Origin of the sequence: Actinoplanes sp. KI2 (assembly GCF_025630775.1) — a bacterium.
Lineage (GTDB): Bacteria > Actinomycetota > Actinomycetes > Mycobacteriales > Micromonosporaceae > Actinoplanes.
Genome location: NZ_JAOSZE010000007.1, coordinates 57,538 through 83,736 on the forward strand (window position 1 = coordinate 57,538; position 26,199 = coordinate 83,736).

At 72.0% G+C, this 26,199-nt stretch carries 30 protein-coding genes; 24 read left to right on the plus strand and 6 right to left on the minus strand.

What is annotated here, in order from left to right; all coding sequences use genetic code 11:
* Window positions 1-5 precede the first annotated feature (5 nt).
* Entirely contained in the window at window positions 6-2,990 is a 2,985-nt protein-coding gene (locus ODJ79_RS08950) for an ATP-binding cassette domain-containing protein (RefSeq protein WP_263022867.1), read from the plus strand.
* A 21-nt stretch (window positions 2,991-3,011) separates the two neighbouring features.
* Here the strand turns inward: ODJ79_RS08950 and ODJ79_RS08955 are convergent, their stop codons facing one another.
* A complete protein-coding gene (locus ODJ79_RS08955; protein WP_263022868.1) occupies window positions 3,012-3,749 on the minus strand; it encodes a MerR family transcriptional regulator in 738 nt (245 codons plus the stop codon).
* 254 nt (window positions 3,750-4,003) lie between these two features.
* On the opposite strand from ODJ79_RS08955, the gene ODJ79_RS08960 reads away from it, so the two are divergent.
* The 15 genes from ODJ79_RS08960 (at window position 4,004) to ODJ79_RS09030 (ending at window position 17,814) form a co-directional block, all read left to right on the plus strand.
* Window positions 4,004-4,369: a hypothetical protein gene (locus tag ODJ79_RS08960; RefSeq protein ID WP_263022869.1), complete on the plus strand. Its 366-nt coding sequence runs from the start codon at window positions 4,004-4,006 to the stop codon at window positions 4,367-4,369.
* A gap of 151 nt (window positions 4,370-4,520) precedes the next feature.
* On the plus strand, window positions 4,521-4,895 hold the full coding sequence (locus ODJ79_RS08965) for a hypothetical protein (RefSeq protein WP_263022870.1): 375 nt from the start codon (window positions 4,521-4,523) through the stop codon (window positions 4,893-4,895).
* Between the two features lie 99 nt (window positions 4,896-4,994).
* Entirely contained in the window at window positions 4,995-5,360 is a 366-nt protein-coding gene (locus ODJ79_RS08970; protein ID WP_263022871.1) for a hypothetical protein, read from the plus strand.
* Window positions 5,361-5,363: 3 nt separating this feature from the next.
* Entirely contained in the window at window positions 5,364-6,518 is a 1,155-nt protein-coding gene (locus ODJ79_RS08975) for a YcaO-like family protein (protein ID WP_263022872.1), read from the plus strand.
* Entirely contained in the window at window positions 6,511-7,899 is a 1,389-nt protein-coding gene (locus ODJ79_RS08980; protein ID WP_263022873.1) for a TfuA-like protein, read from the plus strand. Before ODJ79_RS08975 ends, ODJ79_RS08980 begins: the two co-directional genes overlap by 8 nt.
* A gap of 85 nt (window positions 7,900-7,984) precedes the next feature.
* On the plus strand, window positions 7,985-10,186 hold the full coding sequence (locus tag ODJ79_RS08985) for a B12-binding domain-containing radical SAM protein (protein WP_263022874.1): 2,202 nt from the start codon (window positions 7,985-7,987) through the stop codon (window positions 10,184-10,186).
* Complete coding sequence (locus tag ODJ79_RS08990; protein ID WP_263022875.1) at window positions 10,137-10,280, plus strand: hypothetical protein; 144 nt, start codon at window positions 10,137-10,139, stop codon at window positions 10,278-10,280. The genes ODJ79_RS08985 and ODJ79_RS08990 overlap by 50 nt, the downstream gene beginning before the upstream one ends.
* Before the next feature lie 110 nt (window positions 10,281-10,390).
* Window positions 10,391-11,584 (plus strand): hypothetical protein, encoded by a 1,194-nt coding sequence (locus ODJ79_RS08995; RefSeq protein ID WP_263022876.1) that lies wholly within the window; start codon window positions 10,391-10,393, stop codon window positions 11,582-11,584.
* 12 nt (window positions 11,585-11,596) lie between these two features.
* Complete coding sequence (locus ODJ79_RS09000; protein ID WP_263022877.1) at window positions 11,597-13,846, plus strand: tetratricopeptide repeat protein; 2,250 nt, start codon at window positions 11,597-11,599, stop codon at window positions 13,844-13,846.
* A gap of 64 nt (window positions 13,847-13,910) precedes the next feature.
* Complete coding sequence (locus tag ODJ79_RS09005; protein ID WP_263022878.1) at window positions 13,911-14,351, plus strand: hypothetical protein; 441 nt, start codon at window positions 13,911-13,913, stop codon at window positions 14,349-14,351.
* 135 nt (window positions 14,352-14,486) lie between these two features.
* Window positions 14,487-15,077, plus strand: a complete 591-nt coding sequence (locus ODJ79_RS09010) for a hypothetical protein (RefSeq protein WP_263022879.1) — start codon at window positions 14,487-14,489, stop codon at window positions 15,075-15,077.
* Between the two features lie 4 nt (window positions 15,078-15,081).
* Window positions 15,082-15,516, plus strand: coding sequence for a hypothetical protein (locus tag ODJ79_RS09015; protein WP_263022880.1), 435 nt, complete (start codon window positions 15,082-15,084; stop codon window positions 15,514-15,516).
* Window positions 15,509-16,171, plus strand: coding sequence for a hypothetical protein (locus ODJ79_RS09020; RefSeq protein WP_263022881.1), 663 nt, complete (start codon window positions 15,509-15,511; stop codon window positions 16,169-16,171). Before ODJ79_RS09015 ends, ODJ79_RS09020 begins: the two co-directional genes overlap by 8 nt.
* Before the next feature lie 144 nt (window positions 16,172-16,315).
* Entirely contained in the window at window positions 16,316-16,423 is a 108-nt protein-coding gene (locus tag ODJ79_RS09025) for a DUF6131 family protein (RefSeq protein ID WP_263022882.1), read from the plus strand.
* A gap of 167 nt (window positions 16,424-16,590) precedes the next feature.
* A complete protein-coding gene (locus tag ODJ79_RS09030) occupies window positions 16,591-17,814 on the plus strand; it encodes a serine/threonine-protein kinase (protein WP_263022883.1) in 1,224 nt (407 codons plus the stop codon).
* On the opposite strand, the gene ODJ79_RS09035 is transcribed toward ODJ79_RS09030, so the two are convergent.
* Window positions 17,804-18,469, minus strand: coding sequence for a hypothetical protein (locus ODJ79_RS09035; RefSeq protein ID WP_263022884.1), 666 nt, complete (start codon window positions 18,467-18,469; stop codon window positions 17,804-17,806). The two genes, ODJ79_RS09030 and ODJ79_RS09035, sit on opposite strands and share 11 nt — an antisense overlap.
* Window positions 18,470-18,580: 111 nt before the next feature.
* Here ODJ79_RS09035 and ODJ79_RS09040 point away from each other — a divergent pair, with 111 nt between their 5' ends.
* The 7 genes from ODJ79_RS09040 to ODJ79_RS09070 all read left to right on the plus strand — a co-directional run bounded on the left by ODJ79_RS09040 (window position 18,581) and on the right by ODJ79_RS09070 (window position 22,587).
* On the plus strand, window positions 18,581-19,051 hold the full coding sequence (locus ODJ79_RS09040) for an Hsp20/alpha crystallin family protein (RefSeq protein WP_263022885.1): 471 nt from the start codon (window positions 18,581-18,583) through the stop codon (window positions 19,049-19,051).
* Between the two features lie 32 nt (window positions 19,052-19,083).
* A complete protein-coding gene (locus ODJ79_RS09045; protein WP_263022886.1) occupies window positions 19,084-19,356 on the plus strand; it encodes a hypothetical protein in 273 nt (90 codons plus the stop codon).
* 203 nt (window positions 19,357-19,559) lie between these two features.
* Window positions 19,560-19,871, plus strand: a complete 312-nt coding sequence (locus tag ODJ79_RS09050; protein WP_263022887.1) for an STAS domain-containing protein — start codon at window positions 19,560-19,562, stop codon at window positions 19,869-19,871.
* A gap of 114 nt (window positions 19,872-19,985) precedes the next feature.
* Window positions 19,986-20,504 carry a DUF1360 domain-containing protein gene (locus ODJ79_RS09055; RefSeq protein WP_263022888.1) on the plus strand — a complete coding sequence of 173 codons (519 nt, stop codon included), beginning with the start codon at window positions 19,986-19,988 and terminating at the stop codon, window positions 20,502-20,504.
* Between the two features lie 77 nt (window positions 20,505-20,581).
* Complete coding sequence (locus tag ODJ79_RS09060) at window positions 20,582-20,887, plus strand: hypothetical protein (RefSeq protein ID WP_263022889.1); 306 nt, start codon at window positions 20,582-20,584, stop codon at window positions 20,885-20,887.
* A 68-nt stretch (window positions 20,888-20,955) separates the two neighbouring features.
* Window positions 20,956-21,876 (plus strand): glycosyltransferase family 2 protein, encoded by a 921-nt coding sequence (locus tag ODJ79_RS09065; protein ID WP_263022890.1) that lies wholly within the window; start codon window positions 20,956-20,958, stop codon window positions 21,874-21,876.
* 120 nt (window positions 21,877-21,996) lie between these two features.
* Window positions 21,997-22,587: a hypothetical protein gene (locus tag ODJ79_RS09070; protein ID WP_263022891.1), complete on the plus strand. Its 591-nt coding sequence runs from the start codon at window positions 21,997-21,999 to the stop codon at window positions 22,585-22,587.
* A gap of 120 nt (window positions 22,588-22,707) precedes the next feature.
* On the opposite strand, the gene ODJ79_RS09075 is transcribed toward ODJ79_RS09070, so the two are convergent.
* From ODJ79_RS09075 to ODJ79_RS09090, 4 genes are all read right to left on the minus strand, one after another.
* Window positions 22,708-22,980, minus strand: a complete 273-nt coding sequence (locus tag ODJ79_RS09075; RefSeq protein ID WP_263022892.1) for a DUF4235 domain-containing protein — start codon at window positions 22,978-22,980, stop codon at window positions 22,708-22,710.
* Window positions 22,981-23,090: 110 nt separating this feature from the next.
* Entirely contained in the window at window positions 23,091-23,432 is a 342-nt protein-coding gene (locus tag ODJ79_RS09080) for a carboxymuconolactone decarboxylase family protein (RefSeq protein WP_263022893.1), read from the minus strand.
* A 213-nt stretch (window positions 23,433-23,645) separates the two neighbouring features.
* Complete coding sequence (locus ODJ79_RS09085; RefSeq protein WP_263022894.1) at window positions 23,646-24,665, minus strand: zinc-binding dehydrogenase; 1,020 nt, start codon at window positions 24,663-24,665, stop codon at window positions 23,646-23,648.
* Between the two features lie 17 nt (window positions 24,666-24,682).
* A complete protein-coding gene (locus ODJ79_RS09090) occupies window positions 24,683-25,114 on the minus strand; it encodes a cupin domain-containing protein (protein WP_263022895.1) in 432 nt (143 codons plus the stop codon).
* A gap of 102 nt (window positions 25,115-25,216) precedes the next feature.
* On the opposite strand from ODJ79_RS09090, the gene ODJ79_RS09095 reads away from it, so the two are divergent.
* A complete protein-coding gene (locus ODJ79_RS09095) occupies window positions 25,217-26,086 on the plus strand; it encodes a helix-turn-helix transcriptional regulator (protein WP_263022896.1) in 870 nt (289 codons plus the stop codon).
* Window positions 26,087-26,199 lie beyond the last annotated feature (113 nt).

Consider the following 26,199-nt stretch of genomic DNA (forward strand, 5'->3'; position numbering starts at 1 on the left):
GCGGCATGACGATCGACACGGCGATGATCGCCGGCTGGGCGGAGCTGATCGGGCTGACCACACCGGCCGACCGGGGACCGTTGCGGCTCGACGGGCAGTACGCCGCCGCGGTGATCAGTGGCGGCCCGGCCGATCTGTTCGCGATACGGCACGGCGGGGCCGATGGTGCGCAGGCACGACGACACTTCGTCGCCCGGCTCCCGGCCGGCAGCGTGATGCCGAGCCCGCCGGTGGCCGGTGCCTGGCGGCTCGTCGTGGTGCCGCTGCCGGACACCGAGGTGGGCTGGCTCGGCGAGGCGGCCCACCGCGCGGTGGTCGGCGCGGCCGAGGGGGCGGTGACGCCGGACGCCGCCGGCGAGGATGTCGCCTGCGCCCTGGTGTCCGGCCTGGAGATCGGCCTGCAGGCCATCGCCGACGCGCTGCGCACCGGTCAGCCGCCGCGCGACGCGCCGCCGCTGGCGCCGCGGTCGGTCGGCTCCCTCGCCGCCGGGGGAGTGCTCGCCGGAACGTCCGGCCTGTGGTGGTTGCGGGTCGTGGGTGGTGACGTGGTCCGCAACGACGGTGACCCCGGCGAGCCGATCGGCGGCGGCGAGCTGCTGCTGCTCACCGCCCGCGACTGGGTCACCGCGACGGCACCGTGCACGGTGGAGAGCATGAGCAGCTGGGACCTGCTCGCCGCGGGGCAGCTGTGGGCCGCCGCGGACCGGCACGTCGCCCGACTGCTGCGGGTCGTCCAGACGCGCATCGGGCGCGCCGACGCGGAGTTCCTCAGCACGCTGCAAAGGCGGAAACAGATCAACGCAGCGGTGGTCGCCGACGCGGCACGCGCCGCCTACGGGGTGGTCGGCGCGACCGACCGGCAGGCGCCGCCGGCCGAGGTGGCCCACCTCAACGCCTACCAGCTCGCGGCCGCCGTGCTGCGGGCGCTGGTCACCGAGGATCAGGTCCGGATCGTCGAACCGGCCGACCGCAGCCAGGTGCCGTCCGACCAGCGCGACGCGCTGCACGCGGTGGCCCGCTCCTCCGGCCTGCACGTCCGGGCGGTCCGGTTGCCCGCCGGGTGGTGGCGGCGCGACCTCGGCCCGCTGATCGGCTGGCGCCGCACCGGCGACGACGGCCGGGAGGAGGCGGTCGCGCTGGTCCACCGCCGCGGCGGTTACCGGACGCTGGACCCGCAGACCGGTGCCACCTTGCCGCTGGAGGCCGCCGAGATCGCCCGGTTCGGCGAGGCGGCCACGGTGGTCCAGGTCCCGTTGCCGCTCGCGCCGACGCTCGGCGACGTGCTGCGTGGCGGAGTGCGCGGCGGCCGGCGCGACGTGGCCGGCCTGGTGCTCACCGCGGCCGTGGTCGCCGGGTTGGGGTTGGCGGTTCCGCTGATGAGCGGCCGGGTGCTCGGGGCGGTCGCCGGTCAGGGAACCGGCGACGGGCTCCTGCAGTCCGCCGCGTTGCTGGTGTCGTGCGCTCTCGTGGCCGCGCTGGTGGGCATCGCCCAGAACCTTCGGCTGCTGCGCGTCGAGGGTCGGGTGGAGCTCGGCTCGCAGCTGGCCGTGTGGGACCGGTTGATGCGTCTGCCGGCCCAGTTCTTCTCCCGGACCTCCAGCGGCGAGCTGGCGAACGCCGTCCTCGGCATCACCTTCGTCCGGGAGTCGTTGTCGGGTGTGCTGGCGCAGGGGGTGCTGGCCGGCGTGACCGTGGTGGCCGACCTGCTGCTGCTGGCGGTCATCGACGTCCAGGTGGCGCTGTGCGGCCTCGCCGTGCTCGCCGCGACATCGACGCTCGCCTGGGTGTGCGGCCGGGCGGTGGTGCGGCGCATGCACCGGGCGCTGCCCGCCGAGCACCGGGCCGCCGCGCGCACCAACCAGCTGCTGGGTGGCATCACCAAGGTGCAGGTCGCGGCGGCCGAGGACCGGGCTTACAGCTGGTGGTCGGCGGCCAACTCGACGGCTCGGGCCGAGCTTCAGCGGGTACGGCGGGTGCAGGCCGTCCTGGCCGCGGCGGCCGGTGTGCTGCCGATCGCCGGCCAGCTGGCGCTGTTCGCCCTGCTGGCCGGCCCGCTCGCCGGGCAGCTCACGATCGACGAGTTCTTCGTGGTCAACGTCGCCTTCGCGCTGCTGCTCGGTTCGGCCCTGGTGCTGGTGACGGCCGGCATCGAGGTCGTGGCCGCGGTTCCCCGGCTGGCCGACCTGCACGAGATCATCGACGCGGAACCCGAGCGGCGGCCCGACCGCACCGATCCGGGCGAGATCCGCGGCGAGATCACCCTGCACAACGTGACCTTCGGCTATCACGCCGATCAGCCGCCGATCCTGGACGACGTCTCGTTGACCGTACGTCCGGGGGAGTTCGTCGCCGTCGTGGGACCGAGCGGTTGCGGGAAGTCGACGCTGCTGCGGCTGCTGCTGGGCTTCGAGGCGCCGCGCAGTGGCAGCGTCCGCTACGACGGCCAGGACCTGTGCGAACTGGACATGCAGGCGGTCCGCCGGCAGTGCGGGGTCGTGCTGCAGGACGGCACGCTGTTCGCCGGCTCCCTGCGGGAGAACCTGTGCGGCGCCGGCAGCTATCCGCTCGACCGGGTCTGGGAGGCGGTCCGGATGGCCGGCCTCGAGGAAGACGTCCAGGCCTTGCCGATGGGGCTGGGGACGATGGTGCCGTTCGGGGGCGGCACGTTGTCGGTGGGGCAGCGGCAGCGGGTGCTCGTCGCTCGCGCGCTGATCCATCATCCCCGCGTGCTGTTCTTCGACGAGGCGACCAGCGCGCTGGACAACCGTACGCAGGAGGTCGTCACCGCCAGCACCCGCCGGCTGGCGGCCAGTCGGATCATCATCGCGCACCGGCTGTCCACGGTGCGCGACGCCGACACGATCCTGGTGATGGACCGCGGCCGGATCGTCCAGCGGGGCGATTACGACACGCTGATGGCGGACCGGGACGGGCTGTTCCACCGCCTCGCCAGCCGTCAGATCCTCGACGGGGCGCCGCCGGTGCGGTAGGCGTCGGCCGCCGTCAGATCGTCAGCCGTTGTCGACGAGCTGGGACTCGTCGAGGTCGAGGTCGAGATCGAGATCGCCGGGGCCGGCCATGAGATCGGCTGCGGCGGTGCGGCCGTGGTTCTCCACGGTCAGCCGGAACGCCTCGGTGAACAGGCCCACCAGGCACTGGGTGAACACCACTGTGTCCTGTTCCAGCTGCTCCCAGGTGCCACCGGACCCTTCGGGGGCGCGGCGGGCGTCCACCAGCCGCCGGCACGTCGAGCGGACCAGGTCGTCGGTGCGGTCGCGCAGGGCGTCCAGCACGTCGGCGAGGATCTGCAGGGACGGCAGCGTCGGTACGCCGCCGCGGCGCAACTCGAGTGCGGAACGCAGGGCTCGCGGGCGGACCGTACGGACCGTGCCGTCGTCGGCGCGGCCGACCACACCGTGCTGCATGAGCGCGTAGACGAGCGCCGGGTGGTCGAGGCCGAGCCGTTGCAGCAGGGTGGCGAGCTGGTCGGTGTCCGCGTCGGCGTTCTGGGTGCCGAGGATCGCGTCGATGGCGACCAGGTTGAACCCCTGCCTCTGCAACGCCTTGATCGACTCGATGCGCCGCACGTGGCCGGCGTCGTAGTAGGCGGTGCGTCCGACCCGGATCGGCGGGGCGAGCAACCGCCGCGCCTGGTGCGCCCGCACGTTGCGGGCCGACATGCCGACCCGACGGGCGAGCTCCTCGATGGTGTAGCGCTCGCCGGTCGGCGGAATCGCGGTGGCCGTCATCGATCCTCCCGGCGTGCGACTGCCGTTCACGTTACGGGTGCCGGGCCGGTGCGCAAAGCAGTGAAATCACTGCTTCCGGTATGCCGCCCGCGGTATTACCATCCGCCGCGCCGCCGCGATTCCCTGGTTTGCACATTTTGCTTCCGCAATGGGTTCGGCGACTGTCCGACATTGATGGTATTCACCGCTGTTCGGGGCCGCCGGCGGCCTCCCACCGCACCATGAAGGTCACTGCCGAGCGGAAAGGAAAAGGCGTGACCAACGGAGAACGCGCGGCGTTCGTCGCCGCATACAGCAGGCTGGTCGCCGAGGTGTGGGCCGACGCGGCCGCCGAACGGGCGCTGGCCGAGAACCCGCGGGCGCTGCTGGCCGAGTACGGCCTGACGGTGCCCGAGCAGGTACACATCACCGTCGTGCGGGATGCCACCGACGCCCAGCCTGACCTCGATACCCAGGTCGTGGCCTGGCAGGAGGCCGGTCGGCTGGGAACCTTCACGCTCTACGTGCCGTCCACCGGCCCGATCGGCGAGGCGGAGCTGGAGGAGGACGAGCTCGACCGGGTGGTGGGCGGCCTGGACGCCAGCTGTGCGTGCTGCTGCCCGTGCTGCAGCACGAGTTGAGCTCTTCCTGTCATCGATCCGTGCCACCTGTTTCGGCCGACGGTCACGAACGATGTCACCCGGCCAACAGGTCTTGAAAGAAAATTCCAATCGCCCCTAGCTTCTTTTGCAGCGACGCCATCCCGTTCTTCATTTCCCGGAAGGAAATGCCATGACTACTGCCGGCCAGACTCCGCAACCCGCCGACGCCGAGTTCCTCAACAAGTACACCGCGATGATGGTCTCGGTGTGGAAAGACGAGAACGAGGAGCGCAAACTGCTCGCCGACCCCCGGCAGTTCGCGATCGACGCGGGCCTGCCGGTGGCCGAGGGCAAGGCCGTCCGCCTCGAGCGCGGCCAGGTCGACGGGCTCTTCACCGCCGAGCAGCTGCTCGGCGACTGGAACGGCGCCGAGCACGTCCTGCACGTGCCCGAGGCGCCGCTGATCGACATCAGCGAGCTCGACGAGCGCGAGCTCGAGGCGGTCGCGGGCGGGGTCAGCGAGACCAAGGTCAACATCATCGTCGCCTGCGTCGTCAACGCCTGATCGACGCCGGTCACCGACGTACGAGCCGGGCGCCGGACATCCTCCGGCGCCCGATCCCCTCGTCCGGTCCCGAGCCGGGCGCCGCGAGAAAGGAAGACGATGAGCGAGACACCCGACGCCAACGACGACTTCATCGCCCGGTACACCACGCTCATGCTCGCGGTCTGGAGCGACGCCGAGGCCGAGCGACGCCTGGCGGCCGACCCGCGGGCCGAGGCCCTGGCCGCCGGGCTGCCGGTCCTGCCGAACGCGACCGTCGCGCTCGACCGCAGCGAGGCCGACGGCCTGTTCACCCGCCAGAAGCTCGTCGACGACTGGACCGCCGACCCCCGGCGGCACGTCCTGCACGTACCGGCCGCACCGATGATCGACCTCGACGAGCTGGACGAGCGGCAGTTGGAGCTGATCGCCGGCGGCGTCAGTGATGTCAACGTCGTCATCGTGGCCTGCGTCGTGGTGGCCTGACCGATGGGCCGGGGCACAGCGGCAGTGGCGGAGCGGACGTTCCGCACCGTGCCGGCCGAACAGACCCGCCGCCGGGTCGAACCGATGCTCTCCACGTTCGGTATCACCCGGGTCGCCGACATCACCCGGCTCGACGAGATCGGGCTGCCGTGCCACGTCGCGTACCGGCCCTGCGGGAAGACGCTCGCGGTGAGCCTCGGCATCGGCCTGCGACCCGCCCAGTCCTGGGTCGGCGCGGTGATGGAGAGCATCGAGACCTGGCACGCGGAGAACGTGACGCTCGAGGTGGCGGCCCGCGGCAGCGCCCGCGACGTGCGGCCGGGCTACGACGTACGCCGTCTCAACCTGGCCGAGGACTCGCCGCTGACCGATCGCGTCACGCTGGACTGGCTGCCCGCCACCGGCGTGCTCACCGGCAAGCCGGCGCTGGTGCCGCTCGAGTTCGTCCGGCTCGACGCCACCAGCCGGTTCACCTGGGACCATCTGCTGTTCCAGGTGAGCAGCAACGGCCTCGGCGTCGGCAACTCGCCGACCGAGGCGACCCTGCACGGCCTGATCGAGCTGATCGAACGTGACTGTTGCGCGCCGTACACGGTCACCCCGCTCAGCGGGCGGCGCTACGTCGATCCGTCCGGCACCGGCAACCCGACGGCCGAGGCGGCGCTCGCCGCGCTGCGCTCCGCCGACTGCTGGGTCGAGCTCTGCGAAACCACCAACGAGATGGGCATACCGGCGTACGCCTGCTCGATCTGGTCGCCGGACGTGCCGCTGGTCTTCGGCGGGTTCGGCTGCCATCCCGATCCGGGGCAGGCGGTGGCGCGCGCGTTGATGGAGGCGATCCAGTCCCGGCTCGCCTGCATCTCGGGGGCTCGCGACGACATCGACGCCACCCTGTACGACAAGGCCGACGGCGCGGTCGCCCCGAGCATCGCCGGGCGCACCCTGCACCCGGTCGTCCCGGCCGACGGACCGGCCGGCGCCGACGCGTTGCTGCGGCACTGCGCCGAGCGGGTGTGGGCCCGCACCGGAGTGGAACCGATGGTCGTCGACCTCACCCAGCCCCGGATCGGCATCGCCGCCGGCAAGGTGGTCGCTCCGGGCCTGGCGCTGTGCAACGAGCGTGACATGTCCCGACGACCGGGGGAGAACCATGTCTGACTACGTGTTCCTCGGCCCCAGCCTCGACGCGGCCGAAGCGGTGGACCTGCTGCCCGGTGCGATCGTGCGGCCGCCGATCCGGCACGGCGACCTGCTCGGCCTCGACCCCGGACCGGGCGACCGGGTGCTCATCGTGGACGGGTTCTTCATGCTGCGGGCACCGGTCCGGCACCGCGAGATCCTGCACTACCTGGACCGCGGGGTCGTGGTGGCGGGCAGCAGCAGCATGGGCGCGTTGCGGGCGGCCGAGCTGTGGCGGTACGGCATGCGCGGCGCCGGAACCGTCTTCGAGCTGTACCGCGACGGTGTGGTCACCGACGACGACGAGGTGGCGGTCGTGCACGCCACGGCCGAGGAGGACCACCGCCAGATGAGCGAGCCGCTGGTCAATCTGCGGGTGGCGCTGGACCGGGCGGTCCACGCCGGTGCGGTGTCGGCCGGCGAGGCGTCGCGGCTGCTGGAGATCGGCCGTGCCCTGCCGTTCCGGGCCCGGGGCCGGCGAGCCCTGGGGCGGGCGGCGCAGGCCCAGCTGACCGGCGACAGCTTCGAACGGTTCGCCGCCTGGGACGCGGCGTACCCGACCGACGTGAAGGCCGAGGACGCCCGGCTCCTGCTGCGCCTCGCGGCGGCCGGCGATCCGGGCCTGCGGCCCCGCGACGCGGCGGACACCCCGATCGAGAACGTGAACACCTACATCATGGAGGCGTGGGCGGCGCGCGCACACGGGCGTACGGCCGGCGGCGCCCCGGTCAGCGACGCCGACACGGTGGCCGCCATCATGGTGCTGCACCCGGAGTTCCCGGCCCGGCACGCCGAGCGCGTACTCGCCGCCCTGGTGGGCGCGAAGCCGGACGCCGACCCGCAGGTTGTGCGGCAGCGAGCGGTCGCCCTGGCCCAGGAACGTGGCCTGCTGCCGGTCGACGACCCGGCGGCGATCTACGACTCGCCGCTGCTGACCGCGAGCGACCGCGACCGGTCCCCGGCCGACGCCGCCCTGCGCGTGCTGATCCGCATGTTCGGCCCCGTCGACTGCGGTCCCCTGGCGATTCGCAGCCTGCCCACGGCCCTGCGCACGCCCGAGGTGATCGAGGCGGCCCGGTCGTTCGCCGGGTCGGCCATGCGGCTCAACGATCGGCTGCCGCACCCCGACCCGCACCGTCCCCACCTGCGCATGACCTTCCGGGACGAGATCGTCGACCGGTTGCTGTGCCGGTTGTGGGGTTGTCGGCCGCAGGAGTTCCCGGCCGCGGTTCGCGACCACGGCTTCGGCCACCCGGACCGGCTCCGGGCGCTGGTGGAACCGCTGACCGCCGGCCTGAAGGTCTGCGGCCCGCCCGCCTTCCCGGGCGCCGCGCCCCTTCCTCAACTGGTCGCGGCATGACCGCCTGCACCGAGCGGCACCGCCGCAAGCTGCCCGCCCAGGCCGCAGGCGAGGGCCAGAAGGGCATGCCAAAGGAGGACACAGCATGACGGCCCGGCCCAAGGCGGTGCTGATCTACCCGCCGCTGACCGATCCCACCTCCGGCTACCACTCGCTGAGCTACATCGACTCCTATGCGCGGTCGCGCGGATACCCCGCCGCCGACATGATCGACGCGAACATCGAGGCGTTCCACCACTCGTTCTCCCCGGCCGGCGTGGCCTGGCTGCAGGAGGCCCTCGCCGCTGCCCCGGCGCCCGACCCCCTGGGCCACTACGACGACGTGTCCTGGCAGGTGGAAGCGCTGCGCACGGGCGAGCCGGACCCGGCCGGAGTGCGCGACGCCGTCGAGGTCCTGCGGGACCCGGAGCGGTTCTACCGCTACGACCACTACGCCCGCGCGGTCGAGCAGGTGATCGCCTGGATGAACTGCCTGGCCGGCACCGGCTTCCCGGGCCAGTTCACGAACGGCTTCTCGCTGCGCATGCCGCAGGCCGTCGCGGTGGGCTCGGTCGCCGCGCTCCGCGACGAGGCGGTGCTGGACCGGCTCGCCAGACCCTTCCAGCCGTACGCCGAGGACGTGCTCGTCCCGCAGCTGGTCGCCGGCGGCTACGACGTCGTCGGGCTCAACATCACCTACCAGGCCCAGCTGCCGTTCGCCCTGTGGCTCGCCCGGCTGATCCGGCGGGCGCTGCCCGGGGTGTTCCTGGTCGCCGGGGGCACCGAGGCGTCGGACGTCTGGAAGTACCTGCTCGACAAGACCCAGATGTTCGCGGTGTTCGACACCTTCGACGCGGTCGTGGTGGGCGAGGGCGAGACGGCGTGGGTGGAGATCCTGGACAGCGTGTCGGCCGGCACGCTCCCGTCGTCGCACCCCAACATCCGGCTGCATCCGCGCTACCGGGCGATGAACCTCCTTCCCGTACGGTACGAGCCGATCCGCGGGCTGCCGACGCCGGACTACAGCCGGCTGCCGTGGGACAAGTACCTGAGCCCGGAGCGGTTCGTCTACTACTCGCCGACCCGCGGCTGCTACTGGAACCGGTGCACGTTCTGCGACTACGGGCTGAACACCGACGGCCCGACCAGCCCCTGGCGGCAGGACACCGTCGAGTCCATCGTCACCGACGTCGCCGAGCTGTCGAAGTTCGCCAAGTTCATCTACTTCTCGGTCGACGTGCTGGCACCGGCGACGATCCTGAGGTTCGCCGAGCGGGTCCTCGAGACCGGGATCGACGTCCGGTGGGGCGCCGAGATCCGGCTGGAGAAGTACTGGTCGGACGAGCGGTGCGAGACGCTGCGCCGGGCCGGCTGCGTGGCCGTCTCGGTCGGGTTCGAGTCCGGCAACCAGCGCATCCTCGACCTCATCGACAAGGGCACCCGGCCCGACCGGGTGCGTCAGACCATCACGTCGATGACCAAGGCCGACATCGGCGTACAGATGATGGGTTTCACCGGTTTTCCCACCGAGACCGCCGCCGAGGGCCGGGAGAGCATCGACTTCCTCCTCGACAACCGCGATCTGTGGACGTTCGGCGGCCTCGGCCAGTTCATGCTCACCTCGGGCTCGATCGTGGCGCGGCAGCCGGACCGCTTCGGCATCTCCAACATCCGAACCCTGCCCGGCTCGGACATCCAGCGGGTGCTGCTCTACGACGAGCCGATCAGCGAGGCCGCCCGCGCGGAGCTGTCGGTGGCGGCGGCGCGCGGTTTCGAGATGCCGCACGCGCGGCCGTGGCTGAGCAGTGTGGACACGCCGCACTCGTTCTTCTACCACGACCGCTTCGGGGTGGCGGTCCGGGACGCTCTCGATCGCGACCTCACGGTGCGCGACGACGACGAGGACCGGGCCTTCGTGGTCAACGGCGTGTTCACGGACCGGCCCGACGAGGCGGTGGTCGACCGGCTCGCCACCACCTACCAGCTGATGTACGGCGCACCGATCCCGCCGGACCGGTTGCTGTTCCGGCGTACGGACGGGCAGATCACCCCGTTGCCCCGGTCGTACAAGCCCATTTTGGACCTGTTCCGGCAGCCCACGACGTTGCGAGCGGCGCACGCACGGCTCTGGATGCTGGACGCGGCCGCCGCCCGGAAGGTGTGGCAGACGCTGATCAGCCGACGCCTGATACGCCGGCTCCCCGAGTTTCCGGACCGACCGGTCCCGGACGAGACCATCGCTCAAGGAGGTGAAAACGATGACTTCGACGACGACCAAGGCGCCCCTGCGCAAGATCGCCGTGCGTAAGGCCGGCACGGTCCGGCTCACCTCGGCTGCCGCGTCCCTCTACTCCGACGGCTGCCTGCCGCCGGGGTGGCCGCCGATCCCGTGGCCCTACTGATGTCGCAGATGCCCGGCCGGTCGCCGGCCGGGCATCGTCTCCCCGGCGAGGTCTCCCCCGATCCCGACGAAGCGGACGGTCCGATCCCGACGAACTGGAACGAGGCTTCGATGGTTGATCTGGACCGGACGGTGACCATGCCGCCGCTGGTGTACCTGGACGAGGGCGACGAGGTCACGATCGGCCGGCCCGACACCGACTCCTACGCGGTCCTGCCGGCCGACGGCGCCGAGCTCGTCCGCCGGCTGGCCGAGGGGATGACGCCGCGCGCGGCGGCCCGGTGGTATGCCGAAGCCTTCGGCGCCGACGTCGACATCGAGGAGTTCCTGGCCGACCTCGCCGAGCTGAACCTCGCCGAGGTGGGCCCGCAACCCGCCCCCGCACCCACCCCGGTGCGCTTCCAGCGGCTGGGCCGGTTGCTCCTCGCGCCGCCCGCTCTGCTCGGATACGGCCTGATCGTGCTGGCCGCCGTGGTCGTGGCCGCCCGGCACCACGACCTGGCCCCCGGATACACCCACCTGTTCTTCACGCCGTACTTCGCGGTGGTGGAGGTCGTGCTGTTCCTCGGCCAGTTCCCGCTGATGCTCGTGCACGAGACCGCGCACGTGCTCGCCGGCCGGCGGCTCGGCCTGCGTACCCGGGTGTCGGTGGGTTTCCGCTTCTACTACTTCGTCCTCCAGACGGCGATGGACGGCCTGGTCGCGGTCCCGGCCCGCAAGCGGGTGCTGCCGATGGTCGCCGGTATCGGCGCCGACCTGGTGGTCGCCTCCCTGCTGACGCTGACCGCGGCGGTGCTGCGCGGCGCCGGGGGAAGCCAGCCCCTGGCCGGCCGGCTGGCCCTGGCGCTGGCCTTCACCACGCTGCTGCGCGTCGCCTGGCAGTTCTACTTCTTCCTGCGCACCGACCTCTACTACGTGGTGAGCCTGGTGCTGGGCTGCGTCGACCTGCACGGCACGGCGACCGCCATGCTGCGCAACCGGATCTGGCGGCTGCGGCGGCGCCCGGACCGGCTGGTCGACAGCTCGGCGTGGCACCCGCGCGACGTCCGCGCCGGCCGGTGGTACGCCGCGCTCATGGTCGCCGGCTACGGCCTCAGCACGCTGCTGCTCGTCGTGGCGGTGCTCCCGGCCGCGTACCACTTCGTCTCCGGGGTGCTCGGTCACCTGAACGGATCCGGCGGCGTCCGTGGCGTCGCCGACGCCGCCGCCTTCCTCGGTCTCAACCTCCTCCAGCTGGCCCTCGTGGCCACGCTCGCGGTACGAGCACAACGCTCCCGCGGCCACCGCCGCCCGCTGACGGCCTGAAAGGACGACGACATGGCTGAACTTGCGACCCACCAGTGGATCCGCGCCGACCGGCCGGAGGAACGGCGCGCCGCTCTGGTAGCCGAGCCGTGCGGAACGGTGCTGGCCGTCCTCGACGCGCACCGGCGGCTTCGCGGCCCGTACACGGCGGCCGGCGCCCTGCTGCGCCTGATCGTTCCCGAAGCGCTGACCCGCTGCCCGGAGCTGGTGCACCGGCACGACATCGAGATCCTGTCGGTCGCCCCGGAACTGCGCTCGGTCGTCCCGGCCACCCGCGAGACGCTCACCTCCCTGGCCGTTCCGGCCGAGCGCACCCGGTTCTACTCCCGGCTGCGGACCGCCCGGCTCGCCAACGGGCTCACCGAGTTCCTGCACGGCTACCTGCGGCAGCTCGGTGGCGGCCCGCGATGTCTGCTGGTCGACAACCTGCACCACGCCGACCCGACCGACCGGGAACTGTTCGCCGTGCTGTTGCGGCGCGCCGACCCGGCCGTGCTCTGTCTGCACCTGGCGACCGCCGCCGACCTGCCCGCCGACCCGCCCGGCCCGGTGCCGTTCCGCCTCGGCGATGCCCTCGCCCGGTACGCCGCCGTACGCACCGCGCCCGCCGCCGCAGTGCGCACCGCGCCCGCCGCCGCACGCACCGCGCCCGCCGCTGTCCCGCAACCGCGGGCCGGCGACGATGACGATGAGGAGCTGGCCCGGCGGTACGTCTGGAGCGACGGCGTCACCGACGGTGCCGGCATGCTGGCGGCCTATCAGCGCCTCGACCCGGCGCGGCGGGCCGCCCTGCACGACGCTCGCGGCGACGAACTGGTCCAGGTCGCGGAGGCGTCACTGCGCATCGGCGCCATCCCGTACCACCGCGAACACGGCTCCGAGCCCGCGGTGGCCGGCGTGGCCAGCCTGTACGAGGCACTGTTCATCTGCCTGGACAACGGTTTCTACCACGCCACCGTCGAGCTCGGCCGGCGCGGCCTCGCCCTGGTCGACCCGGTGACACAGCCGATTCCGTGGTGGGCGTTCACCACCAAGATGACGACGTCGCTGTCCGCGCTCGGCCGGGGCGAGGAAGCCATCGAGCTGTACGACGAGGCACGTGCCCGGACCACCGACCCCACCCAGCAGCGGCAGGCGGCCTACGCCACGGCGATGCTCTACACCCGCCACCTCAGCGCCGACCGGCACAACCAACGTCTGGCCCGGGCCTGGTCGAACATCGCCATCGCGCTCACCGAGGCCATCGCCGACCCGAGGGAACGGGCGTTCCAGTCGGCGTTCCAGCGCAACGGGCTCGCCCTGGTCGCCACGCACGACGGATCGCCGGACGAGGCACTGCGGCTGGTGGAGGACGGCATCGACCGGCTGGACCGCGAACTCGACGACGGCCAGCACGCCCTGCACCGCTCGGTGCTGCGGCACAACCGGTCGATGCTGCACCTGGGGGCCGGCCGCTACGAGGCGGCGCTGGCCGACCTCGACGCCGTCATCGAGGCCGACCCCAACTACGCCGAGTACCGTTTCGACCGGGGCAACCTGTTGCGCCGCATGGGCCGGCCCCTCGAAGCGCTCGCCGACTACGAGACCGCGCTGACGCTGTCCCCGCCGTTCCCCGAGGTGTACTACAACCGCGGTGACACCCGCCTGGAACTGGGCGACGCCGACGGTGCCGCCGCCGACTTCGGCTACGTGCTCGAGCTGGACCCGGACTACGTGGACGCCTATCTCAATCGGGCCGGCCTGCGGCTGGCGGCCGGCGACCTCACCGGAGCGGCCGAGGACACGGCAGCCGGGCTGCGGATCGCGCCCGGGAACGCCCACCTGCTCTGCGTACGCGGGCAGCTCGAACTGTCCGACGGCGATCCGGCGGCCGCCGAGCGTACGCTGTCGGCCGCGCTCGCCGCCGCACCGGAACTGGCCGCCGGCTGGGCGGCCCGCGCCACCGCCCGCTACGAGCTCGGCGACGTGCCCGCGGCGCTCGCCGACCTCGACCGGGCGTTGTCCCTGCGCGACGACCCGGAGATGCGTTTCAACCGGGCCGTTCTGCTCGCCGAGGCCGGCCGCCATGCCGAGGCCGTCGACGACCTCACCGCCGCCGGCGAGAGCAGCGACGACGTGCAGATCCGGTGGGAACGCGCGCGTTCGCTGCTCGCCCTGGGCGACACCATCGCCGCCGACGACGATCTGCGGGCCTGCGCGGCGGCCGATCCGGAGTTGGCCGACCAGGCGCGCCACCTGCGCCCGCAACTCCTCCAGCGCTGAGCGCGTCGACCTGCCGGGAAAGCGCGGAGGGAACCAGGGCGGTCGGAGTAGCGTCGGAACGACCATGTCACTGAAGGGTTGGCTGCCCGTTTCGCTGCTGGGTGCGATGGTCGGATCCGCGGTTCTGATCACCACCGGGACGGCAAACCCTGGCACCGCGAGCGAGCCGCTCCCGGTCGGCGCCTGTCCGGCAGATGCCCCCGACGACGGCGCTGTCATCGACTGGGTTCCTTTCGTCGTGGTCGACGGAGTCACGTACCGGACCGTTTACGCTCCGGAGTCCGCCCTCACCGACGGCCAGGTCGGTGCCGTGGCGGCGACGGTGAAATGCCGCATCGCGGGAGCCGTCAACGACCCCGACTTCCACCCTCGTACGGGTGACGCGGCGTTCCTCGCTCCGGGAACGGAGGTGCATTTCGTGCTCGGGTCGCCGGCCAGTGCGCGCCTGGCCGTGCAGGAGGACGGCATTTGGCGCCGGTACGAGGCGGTCGCGACGACCCCCTGACGGCACGATCTCGGTGGATCGGTCATCGCCGAACTGCCGGGCACCCGCTCGTTGGCGTCGCTGAGTACAGTCGAGCGGTGCTGGTCGCAGACGTGCTCGGACGGCGCGGGAGGCTATGACGTGCCGGATGATCGCATGAGCTCCTGGGCGCGGCTTCACGAGGAGGGCGACGCCCTGACGCGCGCTGCCGGGTCGGCGGCGAGGGCCACCGCCGCCGGGTGGGACGACAGCGAGTCCGTGCGGGTGGCGCTGGATACCGAGGGCCGGGTGGTCGCGGTGACGGTCGCTGCGGCCTGGCGACGACGGCTCGGCGTCGAGGGGCTCTCCGATGCCGTGCTCGCCGCGGTCCGGGACGCTGCGATGCGACGCCTCGAGGCGTGGGGTGAGGTCTACGGCGATGACGACCGGGACCGGCCGGCGGACGGGGCCGGTTCGCTGAACGACGTGGCGACCGGCATCATCATCTTCTGGACCGGCCTGGGCACCGCCCTCGTGGCCCTGGTGGGCGGGATCATCGGAGCGCTCGCCTCCAGCGCGACAATCTTCGGTCTGCCGGCGGCGCCGTTCATCGCGGCCGGAGCGGCTCTGGTCGCGTCCGGGGCGATCATCACCGGCTGTGAGCTGCTCAAAGCGAGATGCGCGTCGGCCAACACCACGCTGCGCCAGAAACTCGCCGACAACGCGGCGTTCCACCACGGCCACTGGCCACCCGCCGCGCAGGCCTGACCCGATGTCCGCCGAACGAACCGACCGGCGCGCCACGCTGGCCTCACTGACCGGAGTTCTGGCGCTGGTCGACGGCGGGTTCGCCGCAATCGGCCTGCTGGTCTTCAACGCACACCGCAGCGGCCACCTGAGCGCTGCGGAAGCGGCCACCTTCACCCTGTTCGGCGCGTCGGCCGCCGTCGGCGCCGTCGTCATGCTGCTCGCCGCGACCGCTCTCGCCCGCGGCCCTCGTGGACACGGCATCGCCCGCGTCGCGAGCGGGGTCGCCTGGCTGCGCCTCGCCGGAGTGATCATCACGCTGGTGGCGATCGCGACGGCGTTCGGCAGCAGCGCGATCATCGGCATGTTCGAGACCGTCGGGGCGGTCGTTGCGGTGGCCGACGCGGTCTTCGCTCTGCTCATCACCGGGATCGCCCTTCGCCGTACGCGTCATGGGTGATCCGGTCGCCGGTCTGGTCGGCGCGGTCTGTGTCGTGTTCGCCGTGCTGGTCGCGACCATCGCGTGGGTCAGCGTCCGCCGGCAACGACGTGATCGGGACCGGATGCGGGACTGGGCCGGCCGCAACGGCTGGGCGTTCACCCTGAAACCGAACGTCGATTGGGGCCGCCGGCTGCCGGGCGGCAACCGCAACGGTGTCGCACACACCTTCACCCGCGTCCTGAGCGGCCGTCAGGTCACCGTGGGGGAGTACTCCGTGACCGACGCGGGCGACGGCACCACCACGAACACCCATCATTACGTGATTACCGTCGTCCAACTGCGCCGGTCGTTCCCGGCAACAGCCGTCGAGGCCCGATCCCGTACGTCCCGGGTGGCGACCAGGATCTTCGGCCCCGGCGACACCGCCACCGGCGACACCGACTTCGATCGCGGCTTCCGCATTCGCACAACGGAGCCGTCCGTGCTTCACCAGTGGTTCACACCAGCGCTGATCGCCGCCCATCTGGCCGGGCGAGTGCCGGGCTCGTGGAGCGTGCAAGGCGCCGACCTGCTGTGCCACCGGCCGGGCCACCTCGATCCGGATCAGATATCGGGCCACGCGGCCGCGGCGCTGCCCTTGGCCGACCTGCTGGAGCGGCCGAACCTGCCGTAGTCGGCTGCCGTGAACGGCGTCGGGTGATTAGTGGAGGACGGAAGGGGGTATCCGGCGTTCGCGCTCGGAGACGCCGCAGCGAGAACGGAGCTAGCCATGCTGATACTGGGCCTCATTCTCCTGTTGCTCGGTATATTCCTACATGTGTCGATCTTGTACACGATCGGCATCATCCTGCTGGTTATCGGCGCAGCTTTGTGGATTCTGGGCGCGGTGGGTCGCCCGGTCGGTGGTCGTAGATATTGGTATTGATCCCCATTCCACGGGTTGCTTCCCGAAGGTGATCCCGTATCCAGCTCAGCGCAGGGGTGCCCGCCGGTTCGGTGGGCACCCCTGCGCTGCGCTGTCCTGCTGATCCGCTCCTGCGGCCGCAGCGCAGGCCGGGTTTCGCGTCCGTCGGCGGGGGAACCAAACGTCGTGTGGAACGTGGACAACTGATCGCCGGGCGCTACCGGCTACGGGAGCAACTGGGCCGGGGCGGGATGTCGGTCGTCTGGCGGGCCGACGACGATGTGCTGGGCCGCGAGGTGGCGGTGAAGGTGCTGTCCGCGGCTCTGGCCGGCGACCCGGATCAGCGGCGACTGATCCGCGAGGAGGCGCGGGCTGCGGCGCGGCTGCGGCACGCGAACGTGGTTGCCGTCTTCGACTACGGCGAGTTCATCGACGCGGGCCGCACGCTGTCGTACGTGGTGATGGAACTGGCGGACGGCCGGACCCTGGCCGACATGCTGACCGGCGGCCGGCTCCCCTGGAAGGTAGCGGCGCTGGTCGGTGCCCAGGTCGCGGCCGCTCTCGCGGCGGCACACGCGGTCGGCATCGTGCATCGCGACGTCAAACCGGCGAACGTGATGGTGACCGGCGCCGGAGTGAAGCTGCTCGATTTCGGCATCTCGGCCGCGGTCGGCGCACTCGACGGCGCCGGCGGTCAACTGCTGGGCACGCCCGCCTATCTCGCACCGGAGCGCATCGAGGGCGGCCCGGTCCGGCCGGCGACCGACGTGTACGCCCTGGGCCTGCTGATGTATCTCGCGCTGGCCGGGCAGATGCCGTGGCACGCGTCGACCGTCACCCAGATGGTCAAGGCGCACGTGTACGCGAAACCCGCACCGTTGCCGCCGGTTACCGGCCTCCCGCCCGCGGTGGCCCGGCTGGTGTCGCGTTGCCTGGCGAAGCGACCCGCCGACCGGCCCAGCGCGATCGAGGTGTCGGAGGTACTCGGCGAGGTCGCCGGTCTGCCGTCCTCCGCCCTGCTGCGCAGCGTGTCCGCTCCCACGGTGGCGCTGCCCTCGCCGGCCGGCCGGCCTCGCAGCCGAACGCTGTTGATCGCCGCCGGTGTCGCCGCCGGTGCGCTGATCGCCGGCGGCGCGTGGTGGGCCGAGGAGGGACCGGCGAAACCGGCCCAGGCCGATGCGGTCGCCGCCCCGTCCGTCCGGGTGACCACCGGTACGCCGGCGCCCACGCCGGGCTCGTCGTCGTCGAAGCCCAAGGCCAAGGTGGGATTGGTCGCCGTGGAGCGAAAGCGGACCAGCCCGGCGGCGAGCCGGACCAAGAAGGTGTCGAAGGCGAAGCCGATCCACGCCGGCCGGGGAAAGCCCGCCGGCCCCCCGCGGCCGAAGAAGCCCGGCGGCGGGCTCAAGGGGTGATGTCGGGCCGCCCGGTCGGCGAGAGGCCGGGGTCGCGGTGGTGTTCGCGTTGTTGCTGAGTGGCTTGCCGTAGCTGGTCGGTCTGGTGGCTCACGGTGGCGATCTGCTCGGCGAGGGCGGGGTGCTGGGTGTCCAGGTGTTGCCGGGCCGCGGCGAGCAGGGGTAGCAGGGCGGCCGGGTCGGCGTCGCCGAGGGCGTGGTGCAGTCGGTCGAGGCTGGGTTGGGCGTGGGGTTCGAGGTCGGTCAGGGCGGTGATCTGGCCGGCGAGCCGGCGCAGGTCGGCGCTGTGGGCGCGAGCCCAGTCGGCGACGGCGCGGGTGCCGGCGCGGCGGTCGCGTTCGGCGGTGACGCGCTGGTCGCCGGTGGTGCCGGCGTCGTCCTGGGCGCTGCGGCGGACGCGCAGGTAGCGGCGCTCGGCGGCTTGCCGGCTGGCCACGCCGAGGGCGGGGGCCAGGTCGGCCCAGCTGGCCCCGGCGGCGCGGGCGGCGGCGATGAGCTGGGGTTCCCAGGCGTCCAGTTGGTCGCGCAGGTGGCGCAGGGTGATCAGGGCGGCCAGGGCCGTCTCGCTGGTCGTAGGCGGGGCGGCGGTGGCGGTGGTGGCGGCGAGGAGCTGCGCGAGATCTGCCTCGTGATCGTTGGTCCGGGGTTCGTTCATCGTCGCTCCGTCATCCTGTCGGCGACATCCTGCTTGTCATCGTTCCGATGACATGCTACAACGGTTGGTGAGCGCATTGACACCAGGAATTCGTACGATGGAGGTGGAACGATGTTGGTGCGCACGGACCCGTTCCAGGAGGTCGACCGGCTGGCCCGGCAGTTGCTGAGTGACCGGCAGGCGGGGACCTGGTCTCGGCCGGTCGCGATGCCGCTGGACGCATACCGCACCGGCGATGAGTACATTGTGGCGTTCGACCTGCCCGGGGTGGCCCCGGAGAGCATCGATGTCGACGTCGAACGCAACGTGCTGACGGTCAAGGCCGAGCGTCGCCCCCTCGACTTGGGCAAGGACGCGCAACTGCAGGCCTCGGAACGGCCGCTGGGCGTGTTCTCCCGGCAGCTGATCCTCTCCGACATGCTCGACACCGAGCGGATCCAGGCCGGCTACGACAACGGCGTGCTGGTCCTGCGGATCCCCGTACTGGAGAAGGCGAAGCCCCGCAAGGTCGAGATCGCGGTCAACGCCGGCGAGCCCACCGCGATACGCCCCGGCCAGTCCGCCACCGCGATCAACGCCTGAGCCTCCTCGGACGTGACCCTTGGGGGAGGGTGATGACCGTGGATCCCGCCCTGGCCGGGGCCGGCCCGGCAACCACCGGGCAGGCGTTCGTGGACTTGGTGTGCGCCGACGACGAGCTGGTGCGGGCCGAGTTCGACGCGTTGATCGCCGCGTCCTGGCCCACCCCACCGGCCGTCCCGCCGGTCCCGCCGCGCCGGCCCGCACCCTGGCCGTGCGGCCTCGCCCTCCCCTCGTACGAGGCCGCACGGCACCTGACCGACCACATACCCGACACCAGCCGTCGCTGCCAACGCGCCCCGCCGTGAAACCGGCGGCGGTACTGCCGGACCGCACACCCAGGGAAGGATGGTGATCATCGCCAGCAAACGCGATTCCACACTCATCCGGTACCAGCCTGTGGGGCCGTAGGTTCTGCGGCCCCACAGGTACGCCCGGTGCACTCCTCGTGACTCCGCCTGACCCTGGAAGGTCCGTCGTGGCTTCTCCTCCCTCTTTCGACCCGGCTCCGTTGCTGATCGAGGTGCTTGCTCCCGCTGCGCCGGCCGCTCACCTCGTCATCAGGATCGCCGGCGAAATCGACATGGACACCAGCGACCAGGTCCAGCGAGTTGTCGCAGACGCCGTGGATCGTCATCGTCCGCGCCGGGTCAGCCTGGAGATGGGCGGGGTGACATTCGTGGACTCCTCCGGTACCCGGGCCCTGGTCGCCTGCCACGAGCACGCGGCACGACTCGGCGCGGCGCTCGAGATCAGCCAGGCACACCCATACCTGCGTCAGGTGCTGGCCATCACGGATCTGCTGGGAATGTTCCACCTGTAGAGCCTCGATGTCTTCCCGCGGCCGGATCTGCCAAACCGGGTGCCGTCCGAGGAGCCGCGGTTTCCGTGCGTCCGAATCGGGCATGCGGGAGAAGCCCCTCGGAAGGAGACCGATGTGTCTACCGTGCGCGAACGCCTGGCGCGTGCCACTCGCGGTTACGCCCCGCACGAGCACCGGCCGTTGGACGGGTATGTCACGGCGATGACGGCGTTCGCCGGGCTCGCGGCGAGTCTCGTCGCGGCGGGACGGCTGACCGGGCGCCGGGCCCCCGACCGGCCCGCCGCGGCCGACGTCGTACTCCTCTCGATCGCCACGCACAAGCTCAGCCGGCTGCTGGCCAAGGACGCGGTCGCCAGCCCGCTGCGCGCGCCGTTCGCTCGCTACCGGCAGCCGGCCGGTGCGGCCGAGGTGAACGAGGACGTCCGGGACGAGGGCAGCAGCGTCCGGCACGGCATCGGCGAGTTGGTCACCTGCCCGTTCTGCCTGGCCGTCTGGGTCGCCACCGGGTTGACCGGCGGGCTGGTGCTCGCGCCGCGGCTGACCCGGCTGGCGGCGACCGCACTGACGGCCACGGCCGCCTCCGACTTCCTGCAGCTCGCGTACGACGCGGCGAAGCGGACCGAGCAGCCGTGAGTGACCCGTAGCCGCTCTCTCCGCCGGTCCCGCAGGCGCGGTTGATTGACCGGCGGTGCGGCGGGTACGCATCGGTCATGAGTGAGCAACCGTGGGGCATGGACGAGGACAACCCGGCCGGCGAGGGCAGCGAGCCCACCGTGGCCAGTGAGGGTGGCATCGCCGAACGCCGGGCGGCGGATGATCCGACCGCGTGGGACGGCACGGATGTGCGGCCCGATGACCGGCCGCCGGCGTACGACTCCGAAGAGGAACACGCTCCGGAAGCGGGGGAGCAGGGTGGCCGGCCGAACCTGTCGCCGGATCCGCCGGTGGCGGGCCGGCCCAGCCGTTTCGGCCAGGGCTCGACCGACGACAGCCCGGGTACCCCCTCCGGCCTCTGACCCGGACAGCCCGGGTACCCGTCCGGCCTCTGGCCCGGATTGGCCGGTGCCCGTCGCGGAGATGCGGTGTGATCCACGCCGAGGCGGGTAACCGCGCCGCCATGTCGACCACCGCCACCCCTCTCGGCCGGGGCCACGGTCCACGACCGTTCGAGACCGACGACGTGACGATCGTCGTGGCCACCCACAACCGCCCCGGACGGCTGGCCGAGACCGTGCCCCGGCACCGGGCGCCGCTGATCGTCGTCGACAACGCCTCCGACCAGCCGATCCGGCTGCTCGGCGCCGACGTGATCCGGCTGCCCGCCAACATCGGCGCGGCCGCCCGCAACGCCGGCGTCGAGCACGCCCGTACCCCGTTCGTGGCCTTCGCCGACGACGACTCGTACTGGGAACCCGGTTCGCTCGCCCGCGCCGCGGCACTGATGCGCGCCCACCCCCGGGTCGCCCTCCTGGCTGCCGAGGTACGGGTCGGACCGCAGCGTCGCCTGGACCCGGTCTCGGCGGCGATGGCAGCAGCACCTCTCGGCACCACCCCGGGCGGACCCGGCCCGGCGGTGCTCGGGTTCCTGTCCTGCTCGGTGGTGGTCCGCCGCGAAGCCTTCCGCACCGCGGGCGGCTTTCAACCCCGGCTTTTCGTGTACGGCGAGGAAGCCCTCCTCGCCATGGACCTGGCCGCGGCCGGGCACCAGCTCTGCTACGTGCCGGCCCTGGGCGTACGTCATCTCCCGGAGCCGGCCGGTCGCGCCCCGCGGACCCGCCGCCGTCTGGAAGCCCGCAACCGCCTGCTCACCGCCCTGCTGCGCCGCCCGCCCGCGATAGTCGCCCGGACCGCCGCCGCGACGTTGCGCGAGGAGCCCACCGCCCTCGCCGGCGCGCTGCGCCACCTGCCCTGGGCGATGGGGCACCGCCGCCGCCTACCCCCGTCGGTGGAGGAGGGCCTGCGATTGCTTGCCCAGCCGGACCCACGGTCGGCGAACGCAAATTGATCATAGATACGGATATGTCATTACGATCTTGACTTTCTCGGGTTTATCCGTGTTTCCCATGAATAGCGGAGGGTACGGACCCCTCTCGACGACGAAGAACGTCGATGAAAGGAAGTCACCATGCGCGTTGGGAAACTCGCCAAGCTGGCGCTGGCCGGCACCCTCGCTGTTGCCACCATGGCCGTGGCCGCCGCCCCCGCAGCCGCCGCCCCCGCACGACCCCCGGCCCGCGCGGCCGGGACACTGACCTCGACGGTGAACGGAACCTTCGCCGACTCGCTCGGCGGCGTCGGCCAGGTCACCGGAACGTTCACGCCGACCCGCTTTGCCGTTCAGAACGGCAAGGAGGTCGCCGTCGGCACCCTGCACAGCGTGCTGACCGACTCGGCCGGCTCCCAGGTGGGCACCGCGGACACCCCCGTCACCCTCCCCCTGCAGCTGCCCAGCGGCACCAGCACCAACGCCGCGGCCCCGCTGGCCGCCTGCAACATCCTGCATCTGGTGCTCGGCCCGCTCGACCTGAATCTCCTGGGCCTGGCCGTACACCTCAACACCGTGGTCCTCGACATCACGGCGATCCCCGGCGCCGGCAACCTGCTCGGCAACCTGCTGTGCGCCGTCGCCGGACTCCTCGACGGCCCGCTGACCGGCCCCCTGCTCGGTTCACTCACCATCCTGCTCAACGCCATCCTGGCATTGCTGAACCTGTAGGCGCCTTGCCCTGCGGACCGGCAGCCCAACGTGGGCCGAGCCGGTCCGCAGGTTTACCGAGGCCCTGAGCGAAGTTGCGGGGCCGACCGCGGCGGGGACAACGGCAACGTCAGCCGGCGGTCAGGCGGGCCACTGGCCGGTGGCCTCCCGGAAGCCGGCGGCGCCGGCGCGGTCAACGGCGGCCTTGACCACGGCGAAGATCGCACCCTGGATCGCCGCGGCGATCAGGATCTCGACCCAGCCGCGGTCCTCGTCGGTGGCATTCGGCGCGTCGTCATCATGGCCCGCCACCTTCCACACCTGCTTGAAGATCAAGCCGGCCATCGTACCCGCGACGGCGCCCAGCACCAGTCCGACCGGCTTGTAGGCGATCTTGGCAGTCTTACTGGTCATGCTGCCTCCCACGTACGTGGTTTTCACAGGCGACATGCCCTGCCCGGAGCTGGCGAAACGTCGTCGCCTCGGCGCTGACACGTGGCGTCGACCAGACGTTCCGTTCCGCCTCAGCCCTTCTCGTCCTTGTCCTCGGCGAACACACGCTTCGCGACGGTGATCGCGGACATGGCGCGGGGCCAGCCGGAGTAGAAGGCCAGATGCGTGATCGCTTCGACCAGTTCGGCTTCGGTGAGTCCGTTCTGCCTGGCCAGGCGCAGGTGGCTGACGAGTTGTTCGGTGCTGCCGTTGGTCACCAGCGCCGCGACGGTGACCAGCGACCGGTCCCGGCGGGCGAGCTCGGGTCGGGCCCAGACGTCGCCGAACAGCACGGTGTCGGTGAGGTCGGCGAGCTTCGGCGCGATGTCCCCGACGAGGCGCTGGGCGGTCGAGGGTGCTGGATCGGTGCTCATGTGGGTTCCTCGGCAATCTGGATTCGGCGGTTGATCCACCGCTGCAGCCCTGCACCTGCCCGGCGACCCGGCCTGACGATCGTCACCTACACCTTCGAACCCGCGAGTCCCACGGCGCAGGCACTCGACTTCCTCGCCAGCTGGACCGATCGCCCGGCGGCCGTCGAAAGCTTCTGACCAGGACGCCGGAAACACCCTGGGCGAAACAGTCGCTCAGAACCGGATGAGGGCCTTGAGGACCTCGCGGTTGTCCATGGCTCGGTAGGCGTCGGGTACCTCGTCGAGGGTGACGGTGCGGTCGAAGACCTGGCCGGGGTCGACCGTGCCGTTGAGGATGCCGGGCAGCAGCGCGTCGATGTAGGCGCGGACCGGGGCGGGGCCGCCGTTGAGGGTGATGTTGCGGCCGAACAGGCTGGCGAAGCCGACCGGCGCCTGCTCGTACTGGGGGACGCCGACCCGGCTGATCACACCGCCGGCCCGGACGATGCCGACGGCCTGGTCGTAGGCGGGCCGGTGCCCGACGGCCTCGAGGACCTTGTGCGCGCCGCCGCCGGTGAGGTCGCGGACGATGGCGATGCCTTCCGCGCCGCGCTCGGCGATGACGTCGGTGGCGCCGAACTCGCGGCCGAGGTCGGTGCGGGTCTTGTGCCGGCCCATCAGGATGATGCGTTCGGCGCCCAGCTGCCGGGCCGACAGCACGGCGAGCAGCCCGACCGCGCCGTCGCCGATGACCGCGACGGTGTCCCCGGCGCTGACGTTCGCGCACTTGGCCGCGTGGTAGCCGGTGCCGTACACGTCGGCCAGGGTGAGCAGCGACGGCAGCAGCTTCTCGTCCACCTCGGCCGGGAGTTTGACGAGGGTGCCGTCGGCGAGCGGGACGCGGATCAGCTCGGCCTGGGCGGCGCTGAAGAATCCGCCGTGTACGCAGGCGGTCTGCACGCCGGCGCGGCAGAACTCGCAGGTGTTGTCCTGGTACGAGAACGAGGCGACGACCAGGTCGCCGGGCTTGACGGTGGTGACGTCGGCGCCGGCCTGCTCGACGATGCCGAGGAATTCGTGGCCCATCTGCTGCCCGTGCTCCTGGGCGGGCATGTTGTGGTAGGGGTGCAGGTCGCTGCCGCAGACGCAGGCGCGCACGACGCGCACGATCGCGTCGGTGGCGTGCTGGATCGTCGGGTCGGCGATGGTCTCGACGCGGACGTCGCCGGCGCCGTACATGAGGGTGGCTCGCACGGTAGGTGGCTCCCGGTTCAGTGGCGGCGGGTTTTGTTGTCGGCTTGCTCGTAGTGCTGGTCGGTGACCGGTTCGAGCCAGGTGGTGGGGTCGCCGCCGTCGGGCTTGGTCTCGAGCATGGCCAGGTGGCTCATGAACGTGTCGGGGGCGGCGCCGTGCCAGTGGTCCTCGCCGGGCGGGCAGACGATCGTCTCGCCGGCGTGGATGCGCAGTACGGTGCCGTCGCGGGTGCCGACCAGGCCGACGCCCTCGGTCACGTGCAGGGTCTGGCCGACGGCGTGGTGGTGCCAGTTGGTGTGTGCGCCGGGGGTGAACCGCACCAGCGAGACGGACATCCGCGACGGGCCGGTCCCGACGCAGATGGGGGTGACGTAGACGTCACCGGTGAACGCGGACGCGGGCCCCTTCCGGGTGGGGCGCACGGGCAGCAGTTCCATGGAAGTTCTCACGGGTTCCATGGAAGCGACTCGCCGCGCCCGGTGGGAGTGTTTGCCGAAGCAGGTAATGACGGAACCCCTCTCCCGTACGCTGTGGGTCGTAGCGTTGCCGGCATGGACACCCAAGGCGACGTCCGCGAGTTCCTCGCTTCCCGCCGCGCCCGGATCACCCCCGAGCAGGCCGGACTGCCGAACTTCGGCGGGATCCGCCGGGTCGCCGGGCTGCGCCGAGCTGAGGTGGCGATGCTCGCGGGTGTCAGTCCCGACTACTACACCCGGCTCGAGCGCGGCAACCTCTCCGGCGTCTCCGACAGCGTCCTGGACGCCCTCTGCCGCGCCCTGCGGCTGGACGACGCCGAGCGCTCCCACCTGTACGACCTGGCCCGCGCGGCCAACACCACGGCCCGTACCCGGGCGCGGCGGCAGGCCAGGCAGCAGATCCGGCCGGGCATGCGCAGCCTGCTCGACGCCATGACCGAGGCCCCCGCGTTCGTGCGCAACGGCCGCCTGGACATCCTCGCCGCCAACCCCCTCGGGCAGGCCCTCTACTCGCCCGCGTTCGACCAGCCGGCGCGGCCGGTCAACCTCGCCCGGTTCTGCTTCCTCGACCCCGCGGCGCAGGACTTCTATCCCAGCTGGTCCGATGCGGCGGAGACCACCGTCGCGCTGCTGCGCACCGAGGCCGGCCGCGACCCGTACAACAAAGCCTTGAGCGAGCTGATCGGCGAGCTCGCCACCCGCAGCGACGACTTCCGCACCCGCTGGGCCGCGCACAACGTGCGCCTGCACCACACCGGCGTCAAACACTTCCAGCATCCGGTCGTCGGCCGGCTCGATCTGGCGTTCGAGGCCATGCCACTGCCCGCCGACCCGGGCCTGACCTTGACCGCCTACAGCGCCGAAGCCGGCACCCCGGCGCACGACACGCTGCGACTGCTCGCCAGCTGGGCCGCGACCGGCACGCCCGCGCCCGCGGCGCAGTAAGCACGGCGACCTGTACGTGCGCTCCTGGAAGGGAGACGACGGCCTCTGGTACCGCCGGCCTCGTCATCGACCATGCGCCTCTACCCGGCCTGAGTCCTGCCCTCCCACGTTGT